The sequence below is a fragment of the Stenotrophomonas sp. IS26 genome (genome assembly GCF_054188265.1).
The window spans coordinates 23093-49923 of the sequence record NZ_JBSZJV010000005.1 but is presented as its reverse complement, the minus strand read 5'-3'; the positions used below and the strand labels follow the sequence as shown (position 1 = coordinate 49923).

24 protein-coding genes are annotated in these 26831 nt (G+C 66.3%); 13 read left to right on the top strand and 11 right to left on the bottom strand.

Annotated elements, in window-relative coordinates; all coding sequences use genetic code 11:
- Window positions 1-92: 92 nt before the first annotated feature.
- Together ACW6W5_RS06625 and ACW6W5_RS06620 are read right to left on the bottom strand one after the other, a co-directional pair.
- Window positions 93-3119, bottom strand: coding sequence for a TonB-dependent receptor (locus ACW6W5_RS06625; RefSeq protein WP_152153766.1), 3027 nt, complete (start codon window positions 3117-3119; stop codon window positions 93-95).
- A 43-nt stretch (window positions 3120-3162) separates the two neighbouring features.
- Complete coding sequence (locus ACW6W5_RS06620; RefSeq protein ID WP_152153764.1) at window positions 3163-4647, bottom strand: transglutaminase-like domain-containing protein; 1485 nt, start codon at window positions 4645-4647, stop codon at window positions 3163-3165.
- Window positions 4648-4781: 134 nt separating this feature from the next.
- On the opposite strand from ACW6W5_RS06620, the gene ACW6W5_RS06615 reads away from it, so the two are divergent.
- From ACW6W5_RS06615 to ACW6W5_RS06585, 7 genes are all read left to right on the top strand, one after another.
- The gene (locus ACW6W5_RS06615) at window positions 4782-6227 is read left to right on the top strand and encodes a C40 family peptidase (RefSeq protein WP_226956688.1); all 1446 of its coding nucleotides are present in this window, start codon (window positions 4782-4784) and stop codon (window positions 6225-6227) included.
- Complete coding sequence (locus ACW6W5_RS06610; protein ID WP_152153762.1) at window positions 6228-7337, top strand: dipeptide epimerase; 1110 nt, start codon at window positions 6228-6230, stop codon at window positions 7335-7337.
- A gap of 10 nt (window positions 7338-7347) precedes the next feature.
- On the top strand, window positions 7348-8196 hold the full coding sequence (locus ACW6W5_RS06605) for a MurR/RpiR family transcriptional regulator (RefSeq protein WP_121042293.1): 849 nt from the start codon (window positions 7348-7350) through the stop codon (window positions 8194-8196).
- Window positions 8197-8214: 18 nt separating this feature from the next.
- Entirely contained in the window at window positions 8215-8973 is a 759-nt protein-coding gene (locus tag ACW6W5_RS06600) for a L,D-transpeptidase family protein (RefSeq protein ID WP_152153759.1), read from the top strand.
- Window positions 8970-10271 (top strand): APC family permease, encoded by a 1302-nt coding sequence (locus ACW6W5_RS06595; protein WP_152153757.1) that lies wholly within the window; start codon window positions 8970-8972, stop codon window positions 10269-10271. The genes ACW6W5_RS06600 and ACW6W5_RS06595 overlap by 4 nt, the downstream gene beginning before the upstream one ends.
- Window positions 10272-10376: 105 nt before the next feature.
- Window positions 10377-10724 (top strand): hypothetical protein, encoded by a 348-nt coding sequence (locus ACW6W5_RS06590; RefSeq protein ID WP_152153756.1) that lies wholly within the window; start codon window positions 10377-10379, stop codon window positions 10722-10724.
- Between the two features lie 147 nt (window positions 10725-10871).
- Window positions 10872-12026, top strand: a complete 1155-nt coding sequence (locus tag ACW6W5_RS06585) for a PQQ-dependent sugar dehydrogenase (protein WP_152153754.1) — start codon at window positions 10872-10874, stop codon at window positions 12024-12026.
- 69 nt (window positions 12027-12095) lie between these two features.
- On the opposite strand, the gene ACW6W5_RS06580 is transcribed toward ACW6W5_RS06585, so the two are convergent.
- The 5 genes from ACW6W5_RS06580 to tsaD all read right to left on the bottom strand — a co-directional run bounded on the left by ACW6W5_RS06580 (window position 12096) and on the right by tsaD (window position 17959).
- Window positions 12096-12755: a hypothetical protein gene (locus ACW6W5_RS06580; RefSeq protein ID WP_226956687.1), complete on the bottom strand. Its 660-nt coding sequence runs from the start codon at window positions 12753-12755 to the stop codon at window positions 12096-12098.
- A 117-nt stretch (window positions 12756-12872) separates the two neighbouring features.
- Window positions 12873-15047 carry a beta-glucosidase BglX gene (gene bglX / locus ACW6W5_RS06575; RefSeq protein ID WP_152153752.1) on the bottom strand — a complete coding sequence of 725 codons (2175 nt, stop codon included), beginning with the start codon at window positions 15045-15047 and terminating at the stop codon, window positions 12873-12875.
- Between the two features lie 137 nt (window positions 15048-15184).
- A complete protein-coding gene (locus ACW6W5_RS06570; protein ID WP_121042281.1) occupies window positions 15185-16459 on the bottom strand; it encodes a mechanosensitive ion channel family protein in 1275 nt (424 codons plus the stop codon).
- Window positions 16460-16485: 26 nt separating this feature from the next.
- The gene (folB, locus tag ACW6W5_RS06565) at window positions 16486-16854 is read right to left on the bottom strand and encodes a dihydroneopterin aldolase (RefSeq protein WP_088434566.1); all 369 of its coding nucleotides are present in this window, start codon (window positions 16852-16854) and stop codon (window positions 16486-16488) included.
- A gap of 79 nt (window positions 16855-16933) precedes the next feature.
- Complete coding sequence (gene tsaD, locus ACW6W5_RS06560) at window positions 16934-17959, bottom strand: tRNA (adenosine(37)-N6)-threonylcarbamoyltransferase complex transferase subunit TsaD (protein WP_152153750.1); 1026 nt, start codon at window positions 17957-17959, stop codon at window positions 16934-16936.
- A 167-nt stretch (window positions 17960-18126) separates the two neighbouring features.
- Here tsaD and rpsU point away from each other — a divergent pair, with 167 nt between their 5' ends.
- A complete protein-coding gene (rpsU, locus tag ACW6W5_RS06555; RefSeq protein WP_002808376.1) occupies window positions 18127-18342 on the top strand; it encodes a 30S ribosomal protein S21 in 216 nt (71 codons plus the stop codon).
- Between the two features lie 136 nt (window positions 18343-18478).
- Complete coding sequence (locus ACW6W5_RS06550; protein ID WP_152153749.1) at window positions 18479-18925, top strand: GatB/YqeY domain-containing protein; 447 nt, start codon at window positions 18479-18481, stop codon at window positions 18923-18925.
- A 68-nt stretch (window positions 18926-18993) separates the two neighbouring features.
- Here ACW6W5_RS06550 and ACW6W5_RS06545 read toward each other — a convergent pair whose 3' ends face one another.
- Complete coding sequence (locus ACW6W5_RS06545; RefSeq protein WP_226956686.1) at window positions 18994-19929, bottom strand: hypothetical protein; 936 nt, start codon at window positions 19927-19929, stop codon at window positions 18994-18996.
- Between the two features lie 147 nt (window positions 19930-20076).
- Between ACW6W5_RS06545 and ACW6W5_RS06540 the strand changes: the two genes are divergently transcribed.
- From ACW6W5_RS06540 to ACW6W5_RS06525, 4 genes are all read left to right on the top strand, one after another.
- Window positions 20077-20991, top strand: coding sequence for a YihY/virulence factor BrkB family protein (locus tag ACW6W5_RS06540; protein ID WP_121042273.1), 915 nt, complete (start codon window positions 20077-20079; stop codon window positions 20989-20991).
- Window positions 20992-21054: 63 nt separating this feature from the next.
- The gene (gene dnaG, locus ACW6W5_RS06535) at window positions 21055-22785 is read left to right on the top strand and encodes a DNA primase (RefSeq protein WP_152153747.1); all 1731 of its coding nucleotides are present in this window, start codon (window positions 21055-21057) and stop codon (window positions 22783-22785) included.
- A gap of 98 nt (window positions 22786-22883) precedes the next feature.
- Window positions 22884-23330, top strand: a complete 447-nt coding sequence (locus tag ACW6W5_RS06530; protein WP_193222847.1) for a protein tyrosine phosphatase family protein — start codon at window positions 22884-22886, stop codon at window positions 23328-23330.
- Between the two features lie 52 nt (window positions 23331-23382).
- Entirely contained in the window at window positions 23383-24363 is a 981-nt protein-coding gene (locus ACW6W5_RS06525) for a bile acid:sodium symporter family protein (RefSeq protein ID WP_152153742.1), read from the top strand.
- A 98-nt stretch (window positions 24364-24461) separates the two neighbouring features.
- Here the strand turns inward: ACW6W5_RS06525 and ACW6W5_RS06520 are convergent, their stop codons facing one another.
- From ACW6W5_RS06520 to ACW6W5_RS06510, 3 genes are all read right to left on the bottom strand, one after another.
- Window positions 24462-25202, bottom strand: coding sequence for a hypothetical protein (locus ACW6W5_RS06520; RefSeq protein ID WP_147433907.1), 741 nt, complete (start codon window positions 25200-25202; stop codon window positions 24462-24464).
- A 5-nt stretch (window positions 25203-25207) separates the two neighbouring features.
- Window positions 25208-25549 (bottom strand): hypothetical protein, encoded by a 342-nt coding sequence (locus ACW6W5_RS06515; RefSeq protein ID WP_152153740.1) that lies wholly within the window; start codon window positions 25547-25549, stop codon window positions 25208-25210.
- 450 nt (window positions 25550-25999) lie between these two features.
- Window positions 26000-26797, bottom strand: a complete 798-nt coding sequence (locus tag ACW6W5_RS06510; protein ID WP_121042263.1) for a TraB/GumN family protein — start codon at window positions 26795-26797, stop codon at window positions 26000-26002.
- Window positions 26798-26831 lie beyond the last annotated feature (34 nt).

Below are 26831 nucleotides of genomic sequence, written 5' to 3'. Positions count from 1 at the left end.
TGAGGCACGTACCGACCAACGGTCGGTACCTACCGTATGGCGGTGAAGGCAGGTGCCGACGCACTGTCGGCACCTGCCACGCACGGGACGGATCAGAAGTTCCAGGTCACCATCAGCTGCGTGTAGCGCGGTGCCTGCCAGCGGGTGCCGGTGTTGAAGGTGTTCTCACGCACCTGGCCCGGCTGGGCTTCATAACGCTGGTGCACGTTGATGACGGTCTGGTTGTTGAACAGGTTGTAGACCGACAGGCGTGCGCTCAGGTCGATGCCCTCCACCGGCAGCCGCCAGGTGACGTTGGCGCCCATGGTCCAGGTCCACGGCAGGCGACCGAAGGCGCCGCGTGGGCTGTACTCGAACTGGCGCTGGTTGTACGCGCCCGAGCAGTTGGCCACGCACAGCCAGCCGGTACCGCCGCCGCTGCCTTCACTGGAGGTGCTGCCGCCGGCCACGGTGTCATTGGGCCACATCACGCCGAAAGCGGTGATCGGGCCACCGGACACCACCTGCAGCGTGGTGCCGAACGACCACTGCTCGTTCAGCGCGTAGGCGGCGCGGAACTTGAACTGATGGCGGAAGTCGTTGAACAGCGGGCCATAGCGCTGGTTGTTGGATGGATGATCCCAGTGCTGGACCATGCCGGTGTCGCCGTAGTTTGTATCCGAATTGACCGGACCTTCGAAGTTGCCATCGCTGCGCGACCACAGATAGGACGCGTTGAACAGCCACTTCTCATCCCACGCGCGGTCGATCTGGAATTCCAGCGCCTTGTAGGTGCGCTTGGGCTTGGAATAGCCCACCACCTCCAGGCTGCCGCCCTTGCGGTAGCCATCCTTGGAGGTATCAATGGTGATCCAGCCCTCGGTGGCGCAGCCGATGCTGGAGTCGCCCCAGATCGTCAGGCTCTCGCCCGGATTGGCGATCGGCCACAGGGTGGTGCCGGTCGGCCCGCACGGGGTGTGGTTGATGCGCATGTCATCCAGCGCGCGGTCCATCTTGCGGTAGGTGGCGTTGACGCCCCACGACCAGGCCTGGTTGATCATGGTCTGGAAGCCGAGGATGTACTCGTCCTGGTAGACCGCCTTCAGATCCTTGTCCACGCTCTGGCGCAGGTCGGCCGCACCGGTGTTCATGCGGGTATCGACCGGGCCGATCTGCTGGCCGATGACCGGGGCCATGTACGGCGCACCGGTGACCGGGTTGGCCTGCTGCTGCCAGCCGTTGAGCACGTAGTAGGAGTACTCGTCGGTGAGGCCACCGGCGAAGTTGACGTTGATGTTGTTGGTCACCGGCAGGTAATAGCGGCCGGCGTTGCCGAACAGCTTGGTGCTGCCGTCGCCCTTCATGTCCCACGAGAAACCGAAGCGCGGCGCGATCAGGTCGTCCATCTTGATGAAGGCGTCGCCATCGGCGGTGCGGTTCTCGAAGCGGTCCCAGCGCACACCGAGGTTCAACATCAGGTTCGGGGTGATGTTCCAGATGTCTTCCAGGTAGAACGCGTTGGCTTCGGTCTCGAAGGTGCCACCGGAGACGCGGTTGCGTGCGCGCAGCATCTCGGTCACACCGGCCGGCACATAGGCGTTGGCGCCATCCCACACTTCATCGCCGGGCCGGGCGACGTAGGCGGTGTAGCTGAGCTGGGTCGGGCCCGGGTAGCGGGTGGACTGCTCGGTGGTCATCAGCTCGCGGTCAACGCCGAAGCGCAGCAGGTGCGTGCCCAGCTGCCATTCGAAGTCCAACCGCGCGACTTCACGCGTGTCGTCGCGTTCGGCAACGGCCGCGCCGGTGGGGTGGCAGCCCGGGCGCAGGCCGTTGAGCTTGCCCAGACGTGACGCATAGCTGGCGTCGGTGAACACCGGGCTGCACGCTTCATCCAGCGAGGAGCTGGTGAAGGCGCGCTGGTTGTTCTCGCCCACCATGGCACGCGCGGTGAAGTTCTCGCCGAAGTGACCGGTGTAGGTTGCCGACCAGTTCTTGCCACCGGTCTCGGTGACTGAATCGCCGCCCCACGCACCGATCTGATCATCATCCCAATCGTAGTTGTACGCGCCGTTGGTGATCTCGCCCTCATCGGAGAACGCCAGCAGCGCCAGGCTGTGGTTGTCGTTGATGTTCCAATCCAGCTTGGCGCCCCAGAAGCCGTTGTCGCTCTTGTTCTTGAACCAGCTCAGTGCGTCGGAGGAGGTGTTGTGGCCGGTGTCGTCGCGGTCTTCATACATCGCGAACAGGAACAGCTTGTCCTTGATGATCGGGCCGGAACCCCAGACGTTGGTCTTCAGGAACGAGCTGTTGTCGCGGCTGGCATAGGAATGCGGCGTGCCGTCGCGGTGGAAGTGGTCACGTGGGCTGGAGCGCAGTGCGCTCGGTTCGGCAGTGACTTCCACGCCGCCTTGGAACTCGTTGGTGCCCGAGCGCGTCACCGCATTGATCACGCCGCCGGTGGAACGCCCGAACTCGACCGAGTAGCCACCGGTCTTGACCTGGAATTCGTTGAAGAACCCGAACGGCGCGCTGGAGAAGCCACGACGGGTGTACATGTCGGTGACGTTCAGGCCGTTGATGAAGACCGCGTTCTCAGCCACCGAGGAACCGGCGAAGGACAGGCCACCGAACGAGGAATTGCCGCCGACCACGCCGGGTGCCAGCAGCGCCACTGCCGATAGATCCTGCGCCACCGGCAGGCGCGACAGCTCCTGGCGGTTGACGTTGAACGAGGTCTCGGTGGAATACACATCCACGCGATTGACCACGCGGGCACCGATCACCTGCAGCGCATCGAGGTTGACCACGTCGCCGCTGCTGGCCAGGTTGACCGTGGTGGTGCCGCCGACTGCCACGCTCACCGCGAACGGCTCGCCCAGCTTCTGGCCATCACGGCTGAGCTGCAGCTGGTAATCGCCGACCGGCAACTGGCCCAGGCGGTAGCTGCCATCGCCACTGGCGGTGACCGTACGGGTCAGGCCGGTGGCGTTGCTGACCACCGTCACCTGGTCACCGGCCGTGGCACGACCGGCCACGGCACCACTGACGTTCTGTGCCGAAGCGCCCATCGGCACCAGGCTGCCCAGACACACCCCCAGCGCGGCGTACAACGCCGCACGCTTCAATCGCTTTGCATTCATTCCCTGCTCTCTCCTGCAGATGTGGAATCGTGGATACCGCCGTTTACCGCGTTGCCGCCAGTGGCACCACGTGCGACTGGACGTCGTAATGCCATTGATCGAAGTACAGGTTGCCGCCGGACCACTCGGCCTCACCGCGCTGGGAATCCACCGTGTCCGAGCGGACGTGCTGCTTGGCTGGCACCAGCGGCTGGCCGTAGTCGTCGTTGAAGGCGATGCGATAGGCATCCAGCCCGCCCAGATAGAAATCGCGCAGCGCCGGCTGCGGGCTGTCCAGCCGCCCGGTGGTGACATCCATCGGCACCCAGCCATACGGCGCCAGATACACCGCGCCCCAGTCGTGCAGGTTGTTGTAGCCGACCGCATCATCGGAATAGACCATGCCGGACTGCCAGCGCGCGGGAATCCCGTTCAAGCGCAACAGGGCGATCAGCAGCAGCGTCTGCTGCCCGCAGTCGGCATGGCCGGCATGCAGGGCGTAATCGCTGATGTTGGCGATCGTCGCGTACTCGCGCGCACCGGCCCACGGAATGGCGTCCACCGCGTCGAACAGCTTCTGCACGATCCGGTACGGATCGGTCTCCGTCCCGACTACCTTCGTCGAGAACGCGCGCAGCGCCGGGGTAAACACGATGTGCGGCGCCTGCTCGGCGAGGTACGGCTTCAGCGCAGGATCGTCCGGCGTGGGCTGGACCCTGGCCGGATCGACAGCGATATGCCGGGCGTACACAGTCACTGCGTAGCGGATCTGGAACTCCGTGGGCGCGCCGGCCACCGCCTTGCGCTCCAGGTAGGCGGTCCGCTGCAGGGTGGCTTCAGGCGCCACCTGCGCGCCGGCCGGTGTACCCACGATCCAGGTGATGTCTTGCTGCTGCCCGGGGATGGCGCGCGGGTACGGAATCCACGCGCGGATGATTTCGCCGGCAGGCACGGCATCGGGCTTGACCACCAGCGACTGGGTCACCTCGATGCGACGTGGCACCAGGCTGGTCGCGCCCGTGGCACGGGCGGCGGCGACGATCTCCTCGTGGTGAGGGTGCAGGTGCTCGTAAGGGCCGTCCTTCGGCACCGGGGCATCGGGCGCGCGCCGGGCGCGTGCCTCGGCGCTGATCCGGAACAGATTGGACGGCGCGCGTTTGAAGTAGCGGCGCTGGCCATCGATATCCAGGTGTTCGAGCAAGCCGGCCGCCTCCCAGCGTGCGAACTCGTCCTCGCGAAGGTCGGGGATCTGCCTGCGCAGCTGCGCCTTGGCAGCCGCCGCATCCAGGGTGAAGTCCAGGCGCATGCGTCGCATGCGTTCGCGCTCGAAGGCATAGGCCTGACGATCGGCTGCCGACAGGCGCGGATCCTGCAACGCCGTCGCGATGTCGGCCTCGGCCTGCGCGAACGCACCGCGGTCGATCCCGGCGATCACCGTCGGCAGCGCGGTCGGCGCAGCGGCCAGTCCCCACGGCGTTGCCAGCAGACCAGCGCACAGGCACCAGACAGCAGGCAGAGGCAATCGCGGTTTGCGCATCACAGGATCCACGGCGACACTTCCCAAGGTGCGGGTGGGGTAATCGCTGTGTAACACGGGCCTGATAGCCGGTCAATAATTTATTCTTGCTTTCGCCGAAAAAAGGAATAAATATTCCTGATGCTTCCGAGGAGGGTGACCGCGTGATGATCCTGACTTCCCCCCACCGCCCCGTGCGGTCCCGCTGGTTGTCGCGCACTTTACTGGCGGCGGTCCTTGCGACGACGCTGGCGCCGGCATGGGCCGAGGCGCCGCGTGCTGCGCCCACCGCCAATTTCGGCGGGGTCATCGCCCTGCGCGAGGCGTATCTCGCGCCCGGTTTCTGGGCCGATCGCCTGCCCGATCCGGACCGCGTGATCCTCGATCGCGCAGCTATCGCCGCGCAGAACGCCCGCATGCGTGCCGAAGACGCCTCGATCCACGATCTCCGCGCGCTGCCGGCGCAGCTGCCCCGCGCTCAAGTGCTGGGCAACATCCAGTCCCTGTCCACGTGGCCGGAGCGCACGCTGTATGGCCAGGATGGCAAGCCCATCAGCGACGGGCAGCGCAGTGAGACGCTGGCCAATCTCGCGCTGGACGCGATACCGGCGCAGCGCGCCCTCCAGTACGGCCTGGTGACCCATCGTGCCGCGCTGCGGGCGTTCCCGACCGCGCTGCGGGTGTTCAGCAGCCAGGGCGACACTGACATCGACCGCTTCCAGGAGTCGGCGCTGTTCCCCGGCGACGCGGTGGCGGTGCTGCATGAAAGCGCCGACGGGCGCTGGCTGTTCATCACCAGCGAACGGTATTCGGCGTGGATCGAGAAGCGCTTCGTGGGTATCGGCGATGCGGACACCGTGCTCGGCTACGGTCAGCACGGTCCTTACCGCGTGGTCACCGGCGCCACGGCGTTCACCGCCTACACGCCCGAGGAACCGCGGGTGTCGCGGCTTCAACTGGACATGGGCGTGCGCCTGCCGGTGATCGCCGACTGGCCGCTGGAGAAGACCGTCAATGGCCAGCAGGCCCACGCCGCGCATGTGGTGCGGCTGCCGGTGCGCGAAGCCGACGGTCGTCTGGCACTGATCCCGGCGCTGCTGCCGCGTTCGCAGGACACTGCGGATGACTACCTGCCGCTGACCCCGCGCACACTGCTGACCCAGGCCTTCAAGTTCCTCGGCGAACGCTACGGCTGGGGCCACGCTTACGACACCCGCGACTGCAGCGGCTTCGTCTCGGAGATCTACCGCAGCGTGGGCGTGCTGATGCCACGCAACACCAGCGCGCAGGCGATCAGCCCCGCGCTGGACCGCATCGCCTTCACCGCGAAGGACGGCAAGCCCACGCGCGACGCCGCCGTAAAAGAGCTGCAGGTCGGCGATCTGGTCTACATCCCCGGCCACGTGATGATGGCGATCGGCCACATCGACGGCCGCACCTGGCTGATCCATGACACCGCCGGCGGCGGCTGGATCGGCGCGGACGGCAAGCGCGTGCAGGCCCATCTCAACGGCGTGTCGGTCACTCCGCTGGAGCCGATGATGGCCAGCGATACCGTGAGCTACATCGACCGCATCACCAACATCCAGCGCCTTCGGCCACAGACCCCCTGAATGAAGATCACCGACATCGAACTCGGCATGCTGCGCGTGCCGCTGAAGACCCCGTTCAAGACCGCGCTGCGCACCGTGGACACCGTCGAAGACGTAGTGGTGCTGGTCCGCACCGACAGCGGCCACACCGGCTACGGTGAGGCGCCGGCCACGGCGGTGATCACCGGCGATACCCACGGCTCGATCATCGAGGCCATCGACAGCTTCATCAAGCCGCGCCTGATCGGCGAGGACGTGGCCAACCTCAACCGGCTCTGCGGGCTGATCCAGACCTCGATGGAACGCAACACCAGCGCCAAGGCGGCGGTGGAGATCGCGGTCTACGATCTGTGGGCGCAGCTGCACAACGCGCCGCTGTACCGCATGCTCGGTGGTGGCGACCCGGTGATCACCACCGACATCACCATCAGCGTGGACTACATCGACAAGATGGTGGCCGACTCGCTCTCGGCGATCGAACGCGGGTTCGAGTCGCTGAAGATCAAGGTCGGCAAGGACATCGGCCTGGACATCGAACGGGTCAAGGCGATCCACGCCGCGGTGCAGGGCCGCGCCCTGCTGCGCCTGGATGCCAACCAGGGCTGGACCGCCAAGCAGGCCGTGCACGCGATGCATGCGCTGGAAGAAGCCGGCGTGGTGCTGGAGCTGCTGGAGCAGCCGGTCAAGGCCGCCGACATCAGTGGCCTGAAATACGTCACCGATCGCGTCAACACGCCGGTCATGGCCGATGAAAGCGTGTTCAACCCCGGCCAGGTATTCGACCTGATCCAGCAGCGCGCCGCCGACATCATCAACATCAAGCTGATGAAGACCGGCGGGTTGTCCAACGCGATCCGCATCGCCGACATCGCCGCGATCTACGGCGTGCCGTGCATGATCGGCTGCATGATCGAATCGAGCATCTCGGTGGCCGCCGCCGTGCACCTGGCCGTCGCCAAGAGCGACATCATCACCAAGGTGGATCTGGACGGGCCGTCACTGGGCCAGTTCAACCCGGTCACCGGCGGGGTCAACTTCAACGAATCGGAGATCACCATCAGCGATGCGCCCGGGCTGGGCATCACCGAGGTGCGTGGGCTGGACATGATCACGCCGCGGCGGTGGTCCTGACCCCGTGCCCATGCCGCCCCTGGTGAAAATCCGCTCCGAGCGTGACCACATGTCGGCGATCGAACGTCGCATCGCCGACTTCATCCTCGACAACGCCCACCTCCTGCGCGATTACTCCTCCCAGCAGTTGGCCAGTGCATTGGGGATCAGCCAGTCCAGCGTGGTCAAGTTCAGCCAGAAGCTCGGCTTCAAGGGCTACCCCGATCTCAAGTACTCCATCGGCGAGGCCGTCGCGCGCGCCGGCAATGACCCGCACAGCCGACCACCCGCGCCGGAGGCGGCCGACGGCTTCACCCAGATCGCCGAGCGGCTGCGCGCAAGCAAAGCCGCCGCCGAAGAAGAAACCTGGCTGGCCAATCCACAGGCCGACATCGAAGCCATCGTGCAGCTGATCGACGGGGCACCCAAGGTGTTCGTCTACGGTCTGGGCGATGACGGCCTGTACGCGCGTGAGTTCGCCATGCGGCTGTCGCTGCTCGGCATGCTCACCGTGCACCACGCCGATCCGATCCTGATGATGGCCAACCTCTCGGCCGCGCGGCCCGGGGATGCGATGCTGGTGTTCTCCGAGTTCGGCAAGCTGCCGCAGTTGTTCCAGCTGTCGCGCCAGTTCCAGGACATGGGCGGCAAGGTGGTCTCGATCACCCGCCACAGCGCCAACCCGCTGCGCGCGCATGCAGATGCCAGCCTGGTGCTGTGCGCCCACGACCCGGCGCCGCACGTGGCGCAACTGCTGTACCGTTCCTCATTGCAGTCCCTGCTGGATGTTGTCTTCGTCCTGCTGTGCCACGCCAACCCGGACCGCCACCGCCAGCTCGGGGTGAACCTGGAACGGATCGAACACCTGATCGACAGCTGATCCCTGGAGTCCGCCACGATGATGTCGCTGTTCCGTTCCGTCACCGCCGCCGTGTTGCTGGTCGTCAGCGCGCCCGTTTTCGCCGCCACGCTGGAGGGCAGTACGCAGCTGGTCGTGGTCACCACCGAAGGCTGGGAGGCCACCCAGGGCAGGCTGCAGGCTTTCGAGCGCACCGACACGGGCTGGCAGCCACATGGCGCCGCCTTCGATGTGGCCGTGGGCCGCAGCGGCAGCGCGTGGGGCGAGGGACTGCATCCGGCCCAGGCCGGCACGCCGCAGAAGCAGGAAGGCGACGGGCGCAGCCCGGCCGGTATCTTTGCGATCGGGCCGGCCTTCGGCTATGCGCCCGGCGTCACCAGCGGCCTGCCCTACCAGCCGATGCGCGATACCAGCTACTGCATGGATGTACCGGATTCGCCGTACTACAACCGCATCGTCGATGCGGAGGTGGTCGGCGCCGAGGCCGTGGAAGGCTCGACCGAGCCAATGCGGCTGGACCTGCACAACAAGGGCGACGTGCGCTATCGCGAGGGCTTCGTCATCGAGCACAACCCCAGGGCCACGCCCGGCCGTGGCAGCTGCATCTTCGCCCACCTGTGGCGCGCGCCCGGTGAGGCCACCGCCGGCTGCACCGCGATGGAGCCTGCACGGATGACCACGCTGCTGGCCTGGTTGAATGCCAGCGCGCGGCCGCGCTTCGTGCTGCTGCCGCGTGCGGAGTACCAGCGCCTGCAGGCCGAGTGGCAACTGCCCGTACTGGCGGGGACCGTGCAGTGAGTACCGCACCGCCGGATCCGCAGCTCGAACGCGCGGTCAGCCGCTGGCAGATCGTCGGGCTCTCGATCAACGATGTGATCGGCAGTGGCATCTATCTGCTGCCGGCCGCCACCGTTGCCCTGCTCGGCCCCTTCAGCCTGTGGGGCGTGGTCGCCGCCGGCATCGTGGTCGCGCTGCTGGTGCTCTGCTATGCGCAGGCCGCCAGCTACTTCGACGAGCCCGGTGGCAGCTATCTGTATGCGCGTGAGGCGTTCGGCCGGTTTGCCGGGTTCGAGATCGGCTGGATGATCTGGCTGACCCGCATCAGCTCCGCGGCCGCGCTCAGCAATGCACTGGCCGATGCGGTGGCACGCTTCTGGCCGTGGGCCGGGCATGACATCGGCCGCGTCGCGATCATCGTCGTCTCGCTCGGTTTCCTCACCGCGGTGAATGTGGCCGGCGTGCGCTCGGCGGCACGCACCGGGGTCATCCTGGTGATCGGCAAGCTGTTGCCGCTGCTGTTGTTCGTGGCCATCGGCGTGTTCTACGTCGATACCGATCTGGCCTTCTCCGGCGTGCGCCCGGACCCGCACGATCTGCAGCGCATGGGCGAAGCCGCGCTGCTGCTGCTGTATGCCTACGCCGGCTTCGAGAACATTCCGGCCGCCGCCGGCGAGTACAAGAACCCGCGCCGCGATATTCCGTTCGCGTTGATCACCATGATCATCGCCGTCACCGTGATCTACGGCGCGGTGCAGTTCATCGCGCAGGGCACGCTGGCCGGGTTGGCCAGCTCGCCGACGCCGCTGGCCGATGCCGCCGCCAGCTTCGGTGGACTCACGCTCGCTTTGATCCTGACGGTGGGCGCGACGATCTCCATCCTCGGCACCAACAGCAACACGATGATGATGGGCCCGCGCTTCCTGTTCGCCTTGGCGCGCGATGGCTACGGGCCGAAGATCCTGGCCCAGGTGCACCCGCGCTTGCGCACACCGGCGGCGGCGATCATCGCGCAGGGCCTGATCGCGCTGGCGCTGGCCTTGTCCGGTTCGTTCGTGCAGTTGGCGCTGTTGTCGATGACCACGCGCCTGTTCGCCTACATCGGTACGGCCGCCGCGGTGCTGGTGCTGGCGCGGCGTTTCCGTGATCGCCCGGGTGCACTGAAGCTGCCGGGTGGCCCGTTGATTCCGATCCTCGCGCTGGTGCTGTGCCTGGCCCTGTTCGCCAGTGCGAGCTGGCAGAACATCGCCGCGGCGGGCATCGCGTTCGCCGTGGGTGCGGTGATCTACATGTTCCCGCGCCGCGATCACCAGGGCTGAGCAGATGCGCAGGTGAATGGCGCTTGATGTGTCATTCACCTCGCCGGTCCATGACGTTAACCCGGCTTTGGGTACGGTGAAACCTCACCCAACCGGAGCCAACACATGAGCACTGACTATCAGATTCCCGGCCGGGTGCCGGAAGACGGTGTCCCGCGCCAGGCCGTATCGGACTATTGGCGTGAGCGCTTTCCAAGCGAACCGTACTACGACAACAACCAGTTCTTCGATGATTACGAGCCCGCGTATCAGCTCGGTCATCGCACCCGTGCCGACGACATGATCCGCGCGTATGAAGAAGTGGAGGCGGAGCTGCAGTCCCGTTGGGCGCAGGAACACGGCCAGAGCAAGCTGAGCTGGGAACAGGCCCGCAATGCCGTGCGCCGCGGCTGGGATGAATCCACCGCGCTGCGCCAGGCGCACCTGGACAAGGGCGTGCCGCGCGGCACCTGATCGCGCTTGCCCGCAGAGCAACGGCGCAAACGACAACGGCGGCCTTCGGGTCGCCGTTGTCCTGTCTGCAGGACCTTTGGTCCACGCGGCCTTGATGGCCATGGTGTACAACAGGGGCTGGCCATCGCCTCCCCGACGGAGACTTCCATGACCCGCAAGCTGTTGCTCACCCTCGCCATCAGTCTCACCCCCGCCCTGTTCACCACCGCCTGTGTCGCGGCAGACACGGCCAGCCCGACCGCACCGGTCCTCAAGAAAGCCCAGTGGCCATTCGCCGCCACGGAGTTCGCCCGCTTCGACGAACCGTGGGCGATGAGCTTCCTGCCCGACGGCAGCCTGCTGGTCACCGAGAAGAAAGGCGCGCTGAAGCACTTCAACGTGCAGACCCGCAAGACCGCCACCATCACCGGCGTGCCCGAGGTGGCCTACGGCGGCCAGGGCGGTTTCGGCGATGTGCTGCCGCACCCTGACTTCGCGACGAACCAGCTGATCTATCTCAGCTACGCCGAGGAAGGCGATGGCGATACCCGCGGTGCTGCGGTGGCGCGTGCGCGCCTGGCACTGGCCGCCGATGGCAGCGGCACGCTGGAAGACCTCAAGGTGATCTGGCGCCAGACCCCCAAGGTCAGCGGCAAGGGCCATTACGGCCACCGCCTCGCCTTCGGTCCGGACGGCAAACTGTGGATCACCTCCAGCGAGCGCCAGAAGTTCGACCCGGCCCAGGACATGGGCGGCAATCTCGGCAAGCTGATCCGTCTCAACGACGACGGCAGCGTGCCGGCCGACAATCCGTTTGCCTCGCAGGGCGGCGTGGCCGCGCAGGTGTGGTCGCTGGGCCATCGCAATGCGCTGGGCATCGCCTTCGATGCGCGCGGCAAGCTGTGGGTGCACGAAATGGGTCCGGCCGGCGGTGACGAGTTGAACCTGATCGAGCGCGGCGCCAACTACGGCTACCCGATCGTCTCCAACGGCAGCCACTACGACGGCCGCGACATCCCCGACCACGACACCCGTCCGGAGTTCGCTGCCCCCAAGGTGACCTGGACCCCGGTGATCTCCCCGGCCGGTTTCATCATCTACAACGGTACGCAGTTCCCGGCGTGGAAGGGCAGCGGCTTCATCGGCGGCCTGTCGTCCAAGGCGCTGGTCCGCGTGGCCTTCGACGGCGACACCGCCCGCGAGGCCGAGCGCTTCGACATGGGTGAGCGCATCCGCGAGATCGAACAGGGTCCGGATGGCGCGATCTGGCTGCTGGAAGATGGCAGCAACGGCAAGCTGCTCAAGCTCACGCCGAAGGCCTGAGCCTTGGCAGGCTGCCGGCGCATCGCCGGCAGCCTGCATAACTCACGCGCGTTCCGGCGCTGCACCGGCTTATTGGATGGTCACGACCTTGACCTCGGTGCGGCTGCAGGCCGCATCCAGGCAGCTGCCGTTGAGCCAAACCTGGCCGTCGCCGATCATCACGCCCTGCTGGTTGACCATGACGTCGTCGAATTTCTGCGCGGCGATGGCCTTGCGCACGGCCGGGGTCAGGATGCGCTCGTAGTTGCGCTGGAACTCGCCGGGGCCGGTGATCCTGGCGCCGTTGGCGATGTTCAAGGGGAAGCGAACCTCCTCGACCACGGCGGCGCGATCGCCACCATTGACGGCTTTCTGGAAGGCGTTGAAGACGGTCTCATACTGGGCAGAATCGCCGAGGACCTGGTCGATGCGCTGGCGGACATCGCGGGTGCCAGCGCTGGTCGGCGCGGCGGGTGTGGCGGTGGCGTCCGCAGCAGGTGTCGTGGCACCGCCCGAAGCAGGCGCAGCGGCATCCGGCGCGGGGCTGCCGGCAGTGACCGCATCCGGCGACAGGCCCGAGGACGGCACGCTGTCACCCGGCGTCGGCCGGCCTTCGGGAATGGCCGTGGCCGGGCCCTGGGCGGGATCGGCGGCGGCGGCCTCGGCCGGCGGCGGCGCCGACGGACTGCAGGCGGCCAGCCACAACGGGCTGGCCAGGGCCAACAGCAACGGGGTACGGGTCAGGCGCATGGGGGGCTCCATCGGTTTCACGAGGGAGCCAGCGTACCCGCCGAAACGTCAGCCGCCGATGATGGCTCACGGTGGTGCCGGCCAGCGGCCGGCACTACGAGATGACGCGAGGCCGGCTCAGGCGGCCAGCAGCTCGAAGATCACCGGCTCGCCGCTGACCGACGATGCGCACACCCACAGCTCGAACTGGCCCGGCTCGGCGCGGAACACGCCATCGCGACCGGTGAAGCCCAGCGCATGGCGGTCCAGCGTGAACTGCACCTCGGTGCTCTCACCCGGCTGCAGGGCGATCTTGTCGAAGCCCTTCAGCTCGCGCACCGGCCGCACACGGCTGGCCACACGGTCGTGGATGTACAGCTGCACCACTTCCTCTCCCGCCACCGCACCGGTGTTGGTCAGCGTGGTGGTGATGGTCAGGGTGTCGTCCCAGCCCAGCTGCGCGCTGCTCAGCTGCGGCACGCCATAGGCGAACGTGGTGTAGCCGATACCGTGGCCGAAGGCGTATGCCGGCTCGTTCGGAATCTCGCGCCAGCGCGCCTTGAACTCGGACATGGTCGGCAGTTCCGGGCGACCGGTACGCGCGTGGTTGTAGAAGTACGGCTGCTGGCCGGACACCTGCGGGAAGCTGACCGGCAGGCGACCGGACGGGTTGTAATCACCGAACAGCACATCGGCCACGGCGTGCCCGGTCTGGGTGCCCAGGTACCAGGTGATCGCCACGGCATGCGCATTGCGCACGGCGCCCTGCAGGGCCAGCGCGCGGCCATTGCGCAGCAGCACCACCAGCGGCTTGCCGGTCATCGCCACTGCCTCGGCCAATGCCTGCTGCGCGGGCGGCAGCGTGATCTCCACGCGCGACTGCGCTTCACCGCTGTACCGCTGCGGTTCGCCCAGCGCGAGTACCACCACATCGGCACGCAGCGCGGCAGCGACCGCCTGTTCGATACCGTCCTGCACGGCCGCTTCCAGATCACAGCCCGCCACGATCTCCAGCAGCGCCTCATCGCTGATCGCCGCGCGGATGCCGGCTTCCAGGGTGACGTAGCGCGACTTGTCGCCAAACAAGGTCCAGCAGCCTTCGATGTTCTCGCGGTCCTGCACGAACGGCCCGATCAGCGCGATCTTCTGGCCGGCCTTCTTCAGCGGCAGCACCGACTCGGCATTCTTGAGCAGCACGATCGAGCGGCGCGCGGCATCGCGCGAGAGTTCGTCATGCGCAGCGATATGCGAAGTGTCCGCTTCGCGTGCCAGATCGAGCGAGCGGTACGGGTCGTCAAACAGACCGATCGCGTCCTTCAGGCGCAGGATGCGGCGCACCGATTCGTCCAGCGTGGCCATCGGCACTTCGCCGCTCTCGATCAGGCCCGGCAGGTGCTCGGCGTAGAAGCCGCTCTGCATGCTCAGGTCCAGGCCGGCAGTGAAGGCCTTGGCGGTGGCGTCGCGGTCATCGGCGGCGTAGCCGTGCGCGACCAGCTCCATGTCGGCGGTGTAATCGGAGATCACCACGCCCGGGAAGTTCCACTCCCCGCGCAGGATGTCGGTCAGCAGCTCGGCGTTGGCGCTGGCCGGCACGCCGTTGATGTCGTTGAAGGAGGACATCACGGTCAGGGCGCCAGCTTCGAAGGCGGCCTTGAAGGGCGGCAGGTGGACGTCGCGCAGGGTCTGCGGCGAGATGTCCACCATGTTGTATTCCATGCCGGCCATCACCGCGCCGTAAGCGGCGAAATGCTTCGGCGTGGCCAGCAGCGCATCGTCGGCGCGCAGGTCCGGGCCCTGGAAGCCGCGCACACGGGCGGCGGCGAATGCACAGCCCAGCACCACGTCTTCACCGGCACCCTCGGCACCCCGGCCCCAACGCTGGTCGCGGGCGATATCCACGGCCGGTGCATAGGTCCAGTGCAGGCCGGCGGCGGTGGCTTCCACCGCGGTGGCACGGGCGGTGCGCTCAGCCAGATCCGGCTCGAAGCTGGCGGCCTCGCCCAGCGGGATCGGGAACACGGTGCGCATGCCATGGATCACGTCCGCAGCCAGGATCACCGGGATCTTCAGGCGGCTTTCTTCCAGCGCGACCTGCTGGATGCGGCGGCCGGCTTCCACGCCCACGCCATTGAACAGCGAGCCCACCTTGCCCTCGCGCACCTGCTGCAGCACCTGGTCGGCGTTGCTGACGTTGGCTTCCGGATTCACATCCGGCGCGAACGGGCGGACCATGTCGGCGAACACACCCAGCTGGCCGACTTTTTCAACGACGGTCATCTGGGCAATGAGGGTTTCGATACGATCGGCGGCCACCGGCTGTCCTTATGAAAACGTTTACAAGCCCGGGATTCTAGCGTTCCCGAAGCCGTTGTGAATGACTTTTGCGTTCATTTTTCTTCCCCGGAGGGAGACCCCCGCCGCCGCGCGGGCGGCGACGGAGGCACAGGAGCTTACTCCGCAGCGGCCAGGCGCTGCTGCCCCGCCATCAACATGGCATCACTGGATTCCTGGAAAACCCGCAGCCCGAAGGCCGGGAGGATCGCCAGCAGGTGATCGAACACGTCCGACTGCACGCCCTCGTACTCACCCCACGCCGTGCTGCGGGTGAAGCAGTAGATCTCCAGCGGCAGGCCCTGTGTGGTGGGCTGCAGCTGCCGTACCAGCAGGGTCATCTCCGTATGGATGCCCGGATGGTGCTGCAGATAGCGCTCCACATAGGCGCGGAAGGTGCCCAGGTTGGTGACCCGGCGCGCATTGACGGCCGCTACGCCCTTGGCCTGGAGTTCGGCGTTGTACTGCTGCAGCTCGGCCTGCTTGCCGCGCAGGTAATCGCCCAGCACCGCGAACTGCTCCAGCTCGGCCAGCATCGGCGCATCGACGAAGCCGACACTGTGCTGGTCCAGATACAACGAGCGCTTGATCCGGCGCCCGCCCGCTTCCTGCATGCCGCGCCAGTTCTTGAACGACTCGGTCACCAGCTTCTTGGTCGGGATCGTGGTGATGGTCTTGTCGAAGTTCTGCACGGTAATGGTGTGCAGCGCGATATCGATCACGTCGCCATCGGCGTTCTGGCTGGGCATTTCGATCCAGTCGCCCAGCCGCACCCGGCCATCGCCGCTGATCTGCACGCTGGCCACCAGCGACAGTATCGTGTCCTGGAAGATCAGCATGAGTACCGCGGTGGCCGCGCCGAGGCCGGTGACCAGCGGGCCGAGCTTCACCCCCAGCAGGGTCGCCACGATCGACAGGCCGGCGATGACGAAGACGATGATCTTCACGACCTGCAGGTAGCCCTTGATCGGCTTGTTGCGCGCATCCGGGCGGCGCTCGTACAGATCGTTGGCGGCGTCCAGCGCATGCGAGACGGCCAGCGCCACGGTCAGCACCGCCCACGCCCGGCACGCCCCGATCACGAACTCCACCAGCTCCGGCGGCAGATCGGGCACGATCCGGATGCCGGCGGCGATCACCATGCTCGGCACCACGTTGGACAGCCGCGAGATCACCCGCAGGTTGTTGCCACCTTCATTGCCCGCGCTGTGGCCAGGCAGGCGGTTGACCAGCTTGCGCAGACCGCGCAGCAGGATCTTCTTGGTGACGAAGTTGGCCAGCCAGGCCGCCAGGGCCAGCGCCGCCAGCACCAGCAGGGTGTAGGCCCAGGGCCAGGGTTCCAGGGTCCGCTGGACACTGTCCAGCCATCGGGTTGCCACTACCGCATCCAACATCGTGTATCGCTCTCCTATCAGGGGTATCAGGGCGTTGCCAGGTCCTGCGCGCTGCGCTCGATGATCACGCCGACCGCGCGCGCGCCGCGTACCGCGCCGGGCTTGCTGAGCTTCAGGCGCAGCCACTGCACGTTGAATTCACGCAGCACGATCTCGGCGATGCGCTCGGCCAGGGTTTCGACCAGGCCGTAGTCCGAGTCACGCACGAATTGCTCGATGCGCTTGCTGACGGCTTTGTAATTGAGGGTATCGGCGATGTCGTCGCTGGCCGCCGGGCGGCGGTTGTCGAAGCCCATTTCGAGATCGAAACGCAGGGTCTGGCGGATCCGCCGTTCCCAGTCGTAGATCCCGATCAGGGCATCGATTTCGAGCCCTTCAATGAATACCTTGTCCATAGCCATGCCACGTGGAAGATGGCGACCATGGTAACGGGGCTGTCCGGAATGTGCCGGAACCGGGGTGAGTGGGCGCGCCCTACACCGCCGGCAGCGTCGCCATATCCCAGCGCGGCGTGACCTGCACCTGGGGCGGAGTGTGCTGGCCCGCTTCCAGACGCAGCGCGCCAGCGAAGGCGATCATCGCGCCGTTGTCGGTGCACAGCGCCGGGCGCGGGAAGCAGGCGCGGCCACCACGGCGGGCAGCCATCTGCTGCAGCTTGGCGCGCAGGCGCTTGTTGGCCCCGACCCCGCCGGCCACCACGATCACATCGGTGCCCGCCGCCTCCAGCGCGCGCTCGCACTTGATCGCCAGGGTGTCGACCACGGCATCTTCAAAGCCCCGTGCGATGTCAGCGCGGGTCTGCTCGCTCTGGTCACTGTCGCGCCAGGCCAGCAGGACCTGGGTCTTCAACCCGGAGAAGCTGAAATCCAGCCCGGGGCGGTCGGTCATCGGGCGGGTGAACTTGAACCGGCCCGGCGTGCCGCGCTCGGCCAGGGCGGCCAACTGTGGGCCACCGGGGTACGGCAGGCCCATCAGCTTGGCGGTCTTGTCGAAGGCCTCGCCGGCGGCGTCGTCCAGGGTCTCGCCGAGCAGGCGGTACTGGCCGATCCGGTCCACGGCGACCAGCTGGGTATGCCCACCGGACACCAGCAGGGCCACGAAGGGCGCCTGCGGCGGATCGTCTTCCATCAGAGGGGCCAGCAGATGCCCTTCCATATGGTGTACACCGACCGCCGGCACCTCCAGCGCCCAGGCCAGCGAACGGGCCACGCCCGCCCCGACCAGCAGCGCGCCGACCAGACCGGGGCCGGCGGTATAGGCCACCCCGTCGATGTCGGCCACGCTCATGCCGGCCTCGGCCAGGGTCTGCCGGATCAGCGGCAGCAGCTTGCGCACGTGGTCGCGGCTGGCCAGCTCGGGCACCACCCCGCCGTACTCGGCGTGAAGGGCAATCTGGCTGTAGACCGCATGGGCGCGCAGGGCGTGGATCCCGGACAGGGAGGTGTCATACACCGCCACGCCGGTCTCATCGCAGGAAGATTCGATACCAAGGACTCGCATAACGGGTATTATGGACCTCTTCAGGCCCCGGCAGACGTACGCTGGCCTGTCTGCGCATCACCCGTGGCCAAGAAGTTCGCCGGGGTGGGTTGCAACTTCTTTTCTCGCCGCTATAATGTGCGGCTCTCACCGGGCGTGACCCGGTTCTACTGTGTCCCGGAGATTCCATGCCCAGCGTTAAAGTCCGCGAGAACGAGCCCTTCGAGTTTGCGCTCCGTCGCTTCAAGCGCACCTGCGAAAAGGCCGGCGTGCTGGCCGAAACCCGCAAGCGCGAGTTCTATGAAAAGCCGACCCAGGAGCGTAAGCGTAAGGCTGCCGCTGCTGTGAAGCGTCAGCTGCGCCGTTCGTCGCGCGACGTCACCAAGCGTCAGCGCCTGTACTGATCGGACGCAACTTCGATACGGCAGGCCTTGGCCTGTCGTGACGGAGCCGAAGCCGGAACGCGCGAGCGTTACCGGCTTTTTGCGTTCCAGCGCTTCGGCGCCCCGCTTTCCTTTTCCACCGACACGAGGTGTTCCCATGAGCCTGAAGCAGCAGCTCACCGATGACATGAAGGCCGCCATGAAGGCCGGCGAGAAGCACCGCCTGGGCGTGATCCGCCTGATGAACGCCGCGATCAAGCAGCGCGAAGTCGACGAGCGCATCGAGCTGGACGACGCCGCCGTGCTCGCCGTGCTGGAAAAGATGGTCAAGCAGCGCAAGGACTCGGTCAGCCAGTTCGAAGCCGCCAACCGCGAAGACCTGGCCGTGATCGAGCGCGAGGAAATCGTGGTGATCGACCAGTACCTGCCGGCCAAGCTGGGCGAAGCCGAGATCGTGACCGCCATCCAGGCCGCGATCGCTGAAACCGGCGCGGCCACCCCGGCCGACATCGGCAAGCTGATGGGTGCGCTCAAGCCGCGCCTGGCCGGTCAGGCCGACATGGGCCTGGTGTCCAAGCTGGTCAAGCAGCAGCTGGCCGGCTGATCCCGCCGCCACGCCGCAGTGAAAAGGCCCGCATCTCGCGGGCCTTTTCAGTTGCAGCAGGCCCGTTGTTACGAGGCCTGGCGGCAGTTGCGCAGCGTCATCGAGCTTTCCTCGATCGAACTGATCTCGCCTTCCAGCTTGGCCCAGTCGCGCTCGCGCAGCATGGTGAAGTTGGCGGCCTGGTCCGACGCGAATTCGCAGCGGATGGTGTAGTTGTTGTTGTTGAACGTGTCGTTCTGGCGGACGCGCAGCAGGCCGCGGGTCGGGGTGACCAGATAGTTGATCGAGCCGACCTCGCCGGGCTTGGTCGAATACGTGTTGGTGTTGACCGTATAGATCTGGCCGTCGATCTGATAGCGCCGCCCCACGTACTTCGCGTACAGCGGCAGGAAGGTGGCCGAGCGATCGCCCTTGTCTTCCTTGTTGGTGGTGGTCCCCAGCAACATGTCCTTGAAGGCGCCGGCACTGCGGTACAGCGCCATGGTGTCTTTCACTTCCTTGCCCATTTTCTTGGACAGGTCCGGCGCGGCCACCGTCTCTACGGCCGGCATTGGATACTGCGAACGCCCCGCCGCAGCGAGCGCATCGCCCTGGCTGCCTGCCTTCAGCTTGCCAAGCATCTCGCACATCGACTGCTTGGCCGCCTGCGGCTCGATCGTCTGGCCGCGGGCCAGCTTGGTCGCCAGGGTGACGCGGCCGGTGCGGTCGGCCGTCGCAACCATCACCAGCGGGGTGCGCAGGCCTTCTCGCTGGATCAGGTACTGATCGCCGCTGTCGCCGTCCACCAGCTGGCCGCCGACCTCGAACTTGTCATCGCCGCCGATCTTGCGCAGCTGGTCCAGCGCGCTCTGAACCTTCAACCCCGGCAAGGTGAGATCGGCCATGTAAAGCGCGCCGTTGCGCGGATCCCCTACCGTCTTGAAGGCCTTTTCGCAGGCCGGGGACGCCATCGCTGGCCCTGCAGCGGCCAACAGCACCATCGTCGTGTAGACCATTCCTTTCATGAAGCGTCCTTTCTGCTGTGAAGGTGGAAAACCGGGCAAAAGGATAACGCGATATCCGTCAAGATCTTGACCTGATCGAACCACTTCACCCGGCTGAGCCCGGCGATTTGCTAGAACGGAGGCCTCGCTCCCGATCTGACGCCGTCCATGCCGCATACGCGCCCTTCCCTGTCCACCGTCCGCAAACACCTGGCGCGGCTGGAGCAGAGCTTCCCCGCCGTACTGCTGCGCCGCTTCATCGATGCGGACGTGATGACCCAGGCCGCCGCGCTGGCCTTCTACGCCCTGCTCTCGATGGCGCCGCTGCTGGTGCTGCTGCTGTGGCTGACCGCCTCGCTGTACCCCCCGGCGCAGCAGGCGCTGCTGGGCCAGATCAATGACGTGGCCGGCACCAGCGCCGCCTCGGTGGCGGAGACCGTGCTCAGCAACGCCAACAACCAGCCGGACATCGGCACGCTGGCCGGCGTGTGGAGCACCCTGCTGCTGTTCATTGGTGCCACGGCGGTGTTCGCGCAGCTGCAGAACGCCCTGAACCTGATCTTCAACACCAGCGGCGAGCGCCTGGACGGCATCGTGGCCTGGTTGCGCAAGCGCGTGTTTTCGTTCGGCGTGGTGCTGGCGCTGGGCTTCCTGCTGATCCTCTCGATGACCGCCACCACGATGCTGCAGGTCGTGTTCGCGCACCTGCCCTCGGTGCTGCCGGCGATCGGCTATCTGACCAGCCTGGCCCTGTACACCGTGGGCTTCGCCTTCCTCTACCACTACCTGCCCGACCGCCGCGTGGCGTGGCGCCAGGCCTTCATCGGTGGTGCGATCACCTCGGCCCTGTTCGCACTGGGCCGCTATGGCATCGGCCTGTACATCGCCACCGTCGCACCGGGCAGCGCGTATGGCTCGATGGGCGCGCTGGTGATCTCGCTGGTGTGGATCTACTACGCCACGGTGGTCTTCTTCGTCGGTGCACTGATGACCTCGGTGATTGATGAGCGCCTGCGCGCCCATGCCGTCCTCGCCGAGGCTGGGGTGGAGCCACCGAAACCGGGCGAACCGGCCGGCAGCTAGTAGACTAGCGGTACCCCCGCTTCCGTGCGTGGCCGTGACCGGCCATGCCCCCGCCTGCTGCCCATGGCCCGTATCCCCGACGCATTCATCGACGACCTGCTGGCCCGCTCCGACATTGTCGAGGTGGTGGGCAGTCGCGTGCCGTTGAAGCGCCAGGGCAAGGAATACGCAGCGCGCTGCCCGTTCCATGACGAGCGCTCGGCCTCGTTCACGGTCTCACCGACCAAGCAGTTCTATCACTGCTTCGGCTGCGGCGCGCATGGCACGGCGATCAGCTTCCTGATGAATTACGACCGCCTCGAGTTTCTCGACGCGGTCGATGAGCTGGCCAAGCGCGTGGGCATGGAAGTGCCGCGCGATACCCAGCCGCGCACCGCCCAGCAGCAGGACGACAGCCGCGATCTGTACTCGGCGCTGGATGCGGCCACGCGCTTCTTCCAGACCGCGCTGAAGGGCAGCGACCAGGCGCGCGCCTACCTGGACCAGCGCGGAGTCGATGAAGAGAACCGCGAGCGCTTCGCCATCGGTTACGCACCGGATGGCTACAGCGCGCTGAAGGATGCCCTGGGCAAGGACGAGCGGCGGATGAAGCTGCTCGACCGCGCCGGCCTGTTTTCCAAGAACGACCGTGGCCACGTCTACGACAAGTTCCGCGACCGGGTCATGTTCCCGATCTTCGACCGCCGTGGCCGCGTGATCGCCTACGGCGGCCGGGTGATGGAAAAAGACGACGGCCCGAAGTACCTCAACTCGCCCGAAACCGCGCTGTTCCACAAGGGCCGCGAGCTGTACGGCCTGTGGCAGGTGCGCCAGGCCAACCAGAAGATCGAGCGGCTGATCGTGGTCGAGGGCTACATGGACGTGGTCTCGCTGTTCCAGTTCGGCGTCACCCAGGCGGTGGCGACACTGGGCACGGCGACCACGCCGGACCACGCCGAGCTGCTGTTCCGCAATGCGCCGGACGTGTTCTTCTGCTTCGATGGCGATGCCGCCGGCCGGCGCGCCGGCTGGCGTGCGCTGGAGTCGGTGCTGCCGCGCATGAAGGACGGCCGCCAGGCCTTCTTCCTGTTCCTGCCCGATGGCGAAGACCCGGACACCATCGTGCGCAAGGAAGGCCGCGAGGGCTTCGATGCCCGCCTGCAGCAGGCCACGCCGCTGTCGCAGTTCTTCTTCGACGAGCTCACCCGTGAGGTCAACATGGGCACGCTCGACGGCAAGGCACGCTTGGCCGAACGGGCCAAGCCGATGCTGGCGCAGATTCCCGATGGCGCCTTCGGCGACCTGATGAAGCAGCAGCTGACCACGCTGACCGGCCTGGGCGCCAAGCCCGGTGCATCCGCGCAGCCCTCACGCCAACCGCAGCGCGCGGTGGCACCGGCACAGCGCCGCAGCCTGGTGCGCGCGGCCATCGCGATCCTGCTGCAGCAGCCCTCGCTGGCGATGACCTTGGACGGCCATCACTTCACCGGCCTGCGCCTGCCCGGCATCGAACTGCTGACCGAACTGCTGACCCTGGTCGAACAGCGCCCGGACATCAGCACCGGGGCGTTGCTGGAGCACTTCGAAGGCCGCGAGGAGCAGGAGTCGCTGCACAAGCTGGCCGCGCAGACCCTGCCAGGCGACGAGGCGATGTGGACCCAGGAGCTGCATGACGCGGTGGCCCAGCTGGAGAAACAGCTGCTGATGCAACGTCTGGATGAGCTTCAGGCAAAGCAGAGCCAGCAGGGTCTGGACGATACTGACAAGTACGAGCTGCGCGAACTGCTCAAGGCGCGCAGCACCCTCCGCTTCTGACCAACGGAGCCGTCGTGGCCTCCCTCCTTGCGAACCCCGCTGCATCGATTCTCCGCTGGCTCCGCGCTGCCGTAATCGCCGCACTGCTGGCGCTATGCATGCCCGCTTGGGCCGCGGAGCTGCCCTTCGCGCAGCCACGGCCGCAGCTGTACACCGCAGGACAACCCAGCGCCGCTCAGCTGCAGCAGGCCGCCGCGGCCGGGGTCACGACGCTGATCGACCTGCGCCAGCCCGACGAAGCGCGCGGCTTCGATGAAACCGCCGCGGCCGAACGCCTGGGGCTGCGCTATGTGCGCATCCCCGTTGCCGGTGCCGCCGGCCTGACCGACGCCAATGCGCAGGCCCTGCGTACCGCGCTGGCGCAGAGCCAGGGCCCGGTGCTGCTGCACTGCGCCTCCGGCAATCGCGCCGGTGCGCTGCTGGCACTGCTGCAGGCGCGTGACGGTGCCTCGGTGGATCAGGCCCTGCAGTTCGGCCGCGCGGCCGGCATGACCTCGCTGGAAGCGCCGACCCGTGTTTTGCTGGAGCAGGACGCCGCGCGTTGACCCTGCTCTTCTTCCCCCGCTTACTTCCCTGCTCTACAGGAACCTGCCCACCATGACCCGCTGGTGGTCGCGCCTGCGACCGGACAACTTCACCCTCGCCCTGCTCTGCACCGTGCTGCTGGCGTCCTTCCTGCCGATGCACGGCGCCGCCGCGATGGTGCTCGACGATGTCACTGACGTCGCCATCGCCGCGCTGTTCTTCCTGCACGGCGCGCGCCTGCCGCGTGAATCGATCGTCGCCGGCCTGCTGCACTGGCGCCTGCACCTGACCATCCTGGCCTGCACGTTCGTGATGTTCCCGCTGCTGGGCCTGATGTTCAAACCGCTGGATGGCTGGCTGCTCACGCCCGAGCTGTACATCGGCGTGCTGTTCCTGTGTGCGCTGCCATCCACCGTGCAGTCCTCGATCGCGTTCACCTCGATCGCCCGTGGCAACGTCCCGGCGGCGGTGTGCAGCGCCTCGCTGTCGAGCATCCTCGGCGTCTTCCTGACCCCGCTGCTGCTGGCCCTGCTGGCCGGCACCGAAGGCGGCATGCACAACCCCGGCCAGGCCATCGTCAGCATCATGCTGCAGTTGCTGGTGCCGTTCGTGGCCGGCCATCTGCTGCGCCCGTGGATCGCCCGCTGGGTCGAGAAGCAGCGCGCGCTGCTGCGCTATACCGACCAGGGCACGATCCTGCTGGTGGTCTACTCCGCCTTCGGCGAAGCGGTCAGCGAAGGGCTGTGGAGCAAGACGCCGCTGTTGTCGCTGCTCAGTGTGGCCGTGGTGGCGGCGGTGCTGCTCGGCATCGCGATGCCGCTGATCCGCTTCATCGCGCGCCGGCTGGGCTTCAACCGCGAAGACGAGATCACCATCCTGTTCTGCGGCTCCAAGAAGAGCCTGGCCACCGGCGTGCCGATCGCCAAGGTGCTGTTCGCCGGCGGCAGCCTCGGTGCGATCGTGCTGCCGATCATGATCTACCACCAGATCCAGTTGATCGTCTGCGCGATGATCGCGCAGCGGTATGCACGTGACCCGGTCACCCCGCGGTAGGGTCGCTCGACAGACGACCGCCGATATCGCAAGTCATCTGTCGAGCGACCCTACCGGAGGACAGCCCGTGGAAGCGTTGCGCTGTTATCGCCGTCGTATCAATCTTTCACACCAGCGGCGATCTGTTGCAACACGATGGCTTTTTGCTCCACGTCGCCTTCCCCGATAGCGATCAGCGAGTAGGCCTTGTTTTCCCCTGCCCATTCCAACGTTGCGCGGCTGCGCCCAAGATCATCCGAGACTTGTTCCAGCTGCGCAGGCACACCGTTAACGCGGATGTTCTGAAACTCTGCGATCACCTCTACTTTGCTGCCTGGGGCACGAAAGTTGTGTTCATTGAACTCGACGATACCCAAGCCATTCACGCGATAGAAACGGGTTAGACCGGTGGATTTGAGCCCATCCAGTGCGCCGCTTGGCTCCATTCCGATCAGCTCCGCCGCACCGAGAATTGTGCGTTGGAGATCGGATGGCGGCGAAGGCAATCGCCGACGCAGTTCTGCGTTGGAACGTACGGTTCTCGGAAGCGAAGAGATCAGCTGGCCCTGCGATGGGATCTCGCCATTGGAAACCCGTCGCACTCCGGCTCGACTTAGCGCTATTTCGGCACGGAAGTGTTGCTTGACTTCTTCGGGTGCATCCAACTCAGACAGGGGAATGACCTGATAGGTACCCTGCTCCGACGAGCGGCGCACTCCATTGCTGCTGTCTTCCATTGCGGCGCGCATGGTTCGCTCATTCAACCACTTTCCTACCGCATCCACGTCGTTCTGGGCACTGAAGCTCGGGGCACTGTACAGCGACGCGACAATCAGCAACGACACGGCCAAAGAATTCATGAGGGTCACCATTCGGTCAGATTGCAGTTGACTGCGTAAGTGCTTTCGGTATTTACCTTGCCCCTGAAAATCCAAGTGTGGTAGCCCTTCACCGTGATCCGCTCGTTGTGAGACTGGTCGCCCGCGCGAAACCGCCACCACACCGTTCCATTATTGGGCGCGCCCAGGGTGTGCCTCGGTTTCAGTTCACCTTGCGCATGATGTGTGCTCGCGGCTGATCCCGGCATTCTCCTGAAAAGCGGCCTGTCATACGTGATTGATTCATTGACGGACAACAGACAGTTGGCACGACTCAGGGTTTTCATCGCAGCAGATGCTTCTGCACTGATGAGCAGGCCAGTAGCCATCGCGGCTACGACCCCGATGTCTCTTATGGACGTCACTTGAGCACCATGAGATTGAGCGAGCAAAGTCTCGCGACGTCATTTCTACGGGGTTGTTTCTGATGAAAGTGAGCGCTGTGTATCGTTGCAGGTCGTGCAATCGGTTCCCCCCCCCTCGACGCGGGGGTTCCTTACAAGAGACCGTGCCTCAAGCGCCATCCATGTGAGGGGAGTGCCGGGAGGTCGTCTCCCAGATGACACCGCGCATGGATGCAGCGCGGCGCGGTCGCAGGATGCGGAGAAGCGCCCCGCCGGTATCGATGATTGGCGGAGGGTAAGCGCGGTCGCAAACGTAACGGCGCTTACAAAGCCGAACTCCGGTAAAGGTCATGCCTTACCGGGCTGGTGGTGTCTGCGTGCGGTCGTTTGGGAAGGGACCCTACCAGGGCACCGCATCCTCGGCATTCGGCCTCGCTACGGGTCCGTCAGCGTCCCCACGCTCAGCGCCGGCAGATGCACCCACACGTCGTAGGACCGTTCCGGATCCGTTTCGACGACCGGATCCTGCGCCGGCAATTCACGCAGCGTGAGCGCGCGGCAGGGGTTCATGCAGCCCCAGAACTGCCCACGCAGCGCTTCCACGCGCACGCTGTACAGCGGAAGGTCCAGCAGGTACGACGCCATGGTGCGGTGCTTCATCTCCGGCGGCGCGTCCGCGAAGGGGTGGCGCATCGCGTGCACGTTACCAGTGAGCACCACCATCCGCGCCCCGGCCGGCAGTGCGTTGAACTGCTGGCGCAAGTGCGTGGCCATCGCAGCGTCGCGATCCATATCGCTGTCGTACGTACTGATTTCAATGTCATAGCCGGCCACGCCTATGTCGCGCCCCTGCAGGCGCAGCACGCGCAGCGTCTCGATCAGCGCCAGCATGTCCCGGCTGCGGCGCCCGTCGTGCTGGTCGTCCTTTACCTGCCAGAACGGCGAGGTGCGCAGTGCCGCCCGCGCATCAGCATCGCCGCTGGAGCGCAGGTAACGCGCCAGAGCGGCGTTCTCGCTCATCGGCAGTTCCAAGCCCAACCGCACCGGTGCGGTGTCGCGGCTGTAGCGTTCCATCAGGTCGGCCACCAGCAGCGGTGTCTCGGCGGTGCCGTGGTATTCGCCCAGCATCACCAGCCGGTGGTTGCCCGCCAAGGTCACTATCTGCGTTGCGGTGTCAGCGACACTGCCTGCCGGCACGGCAGCGGCTGTGCCGCACACCATCGAAGCCACCATTACAGCCATCCAGAGCCATCGCTTCATACCGTCA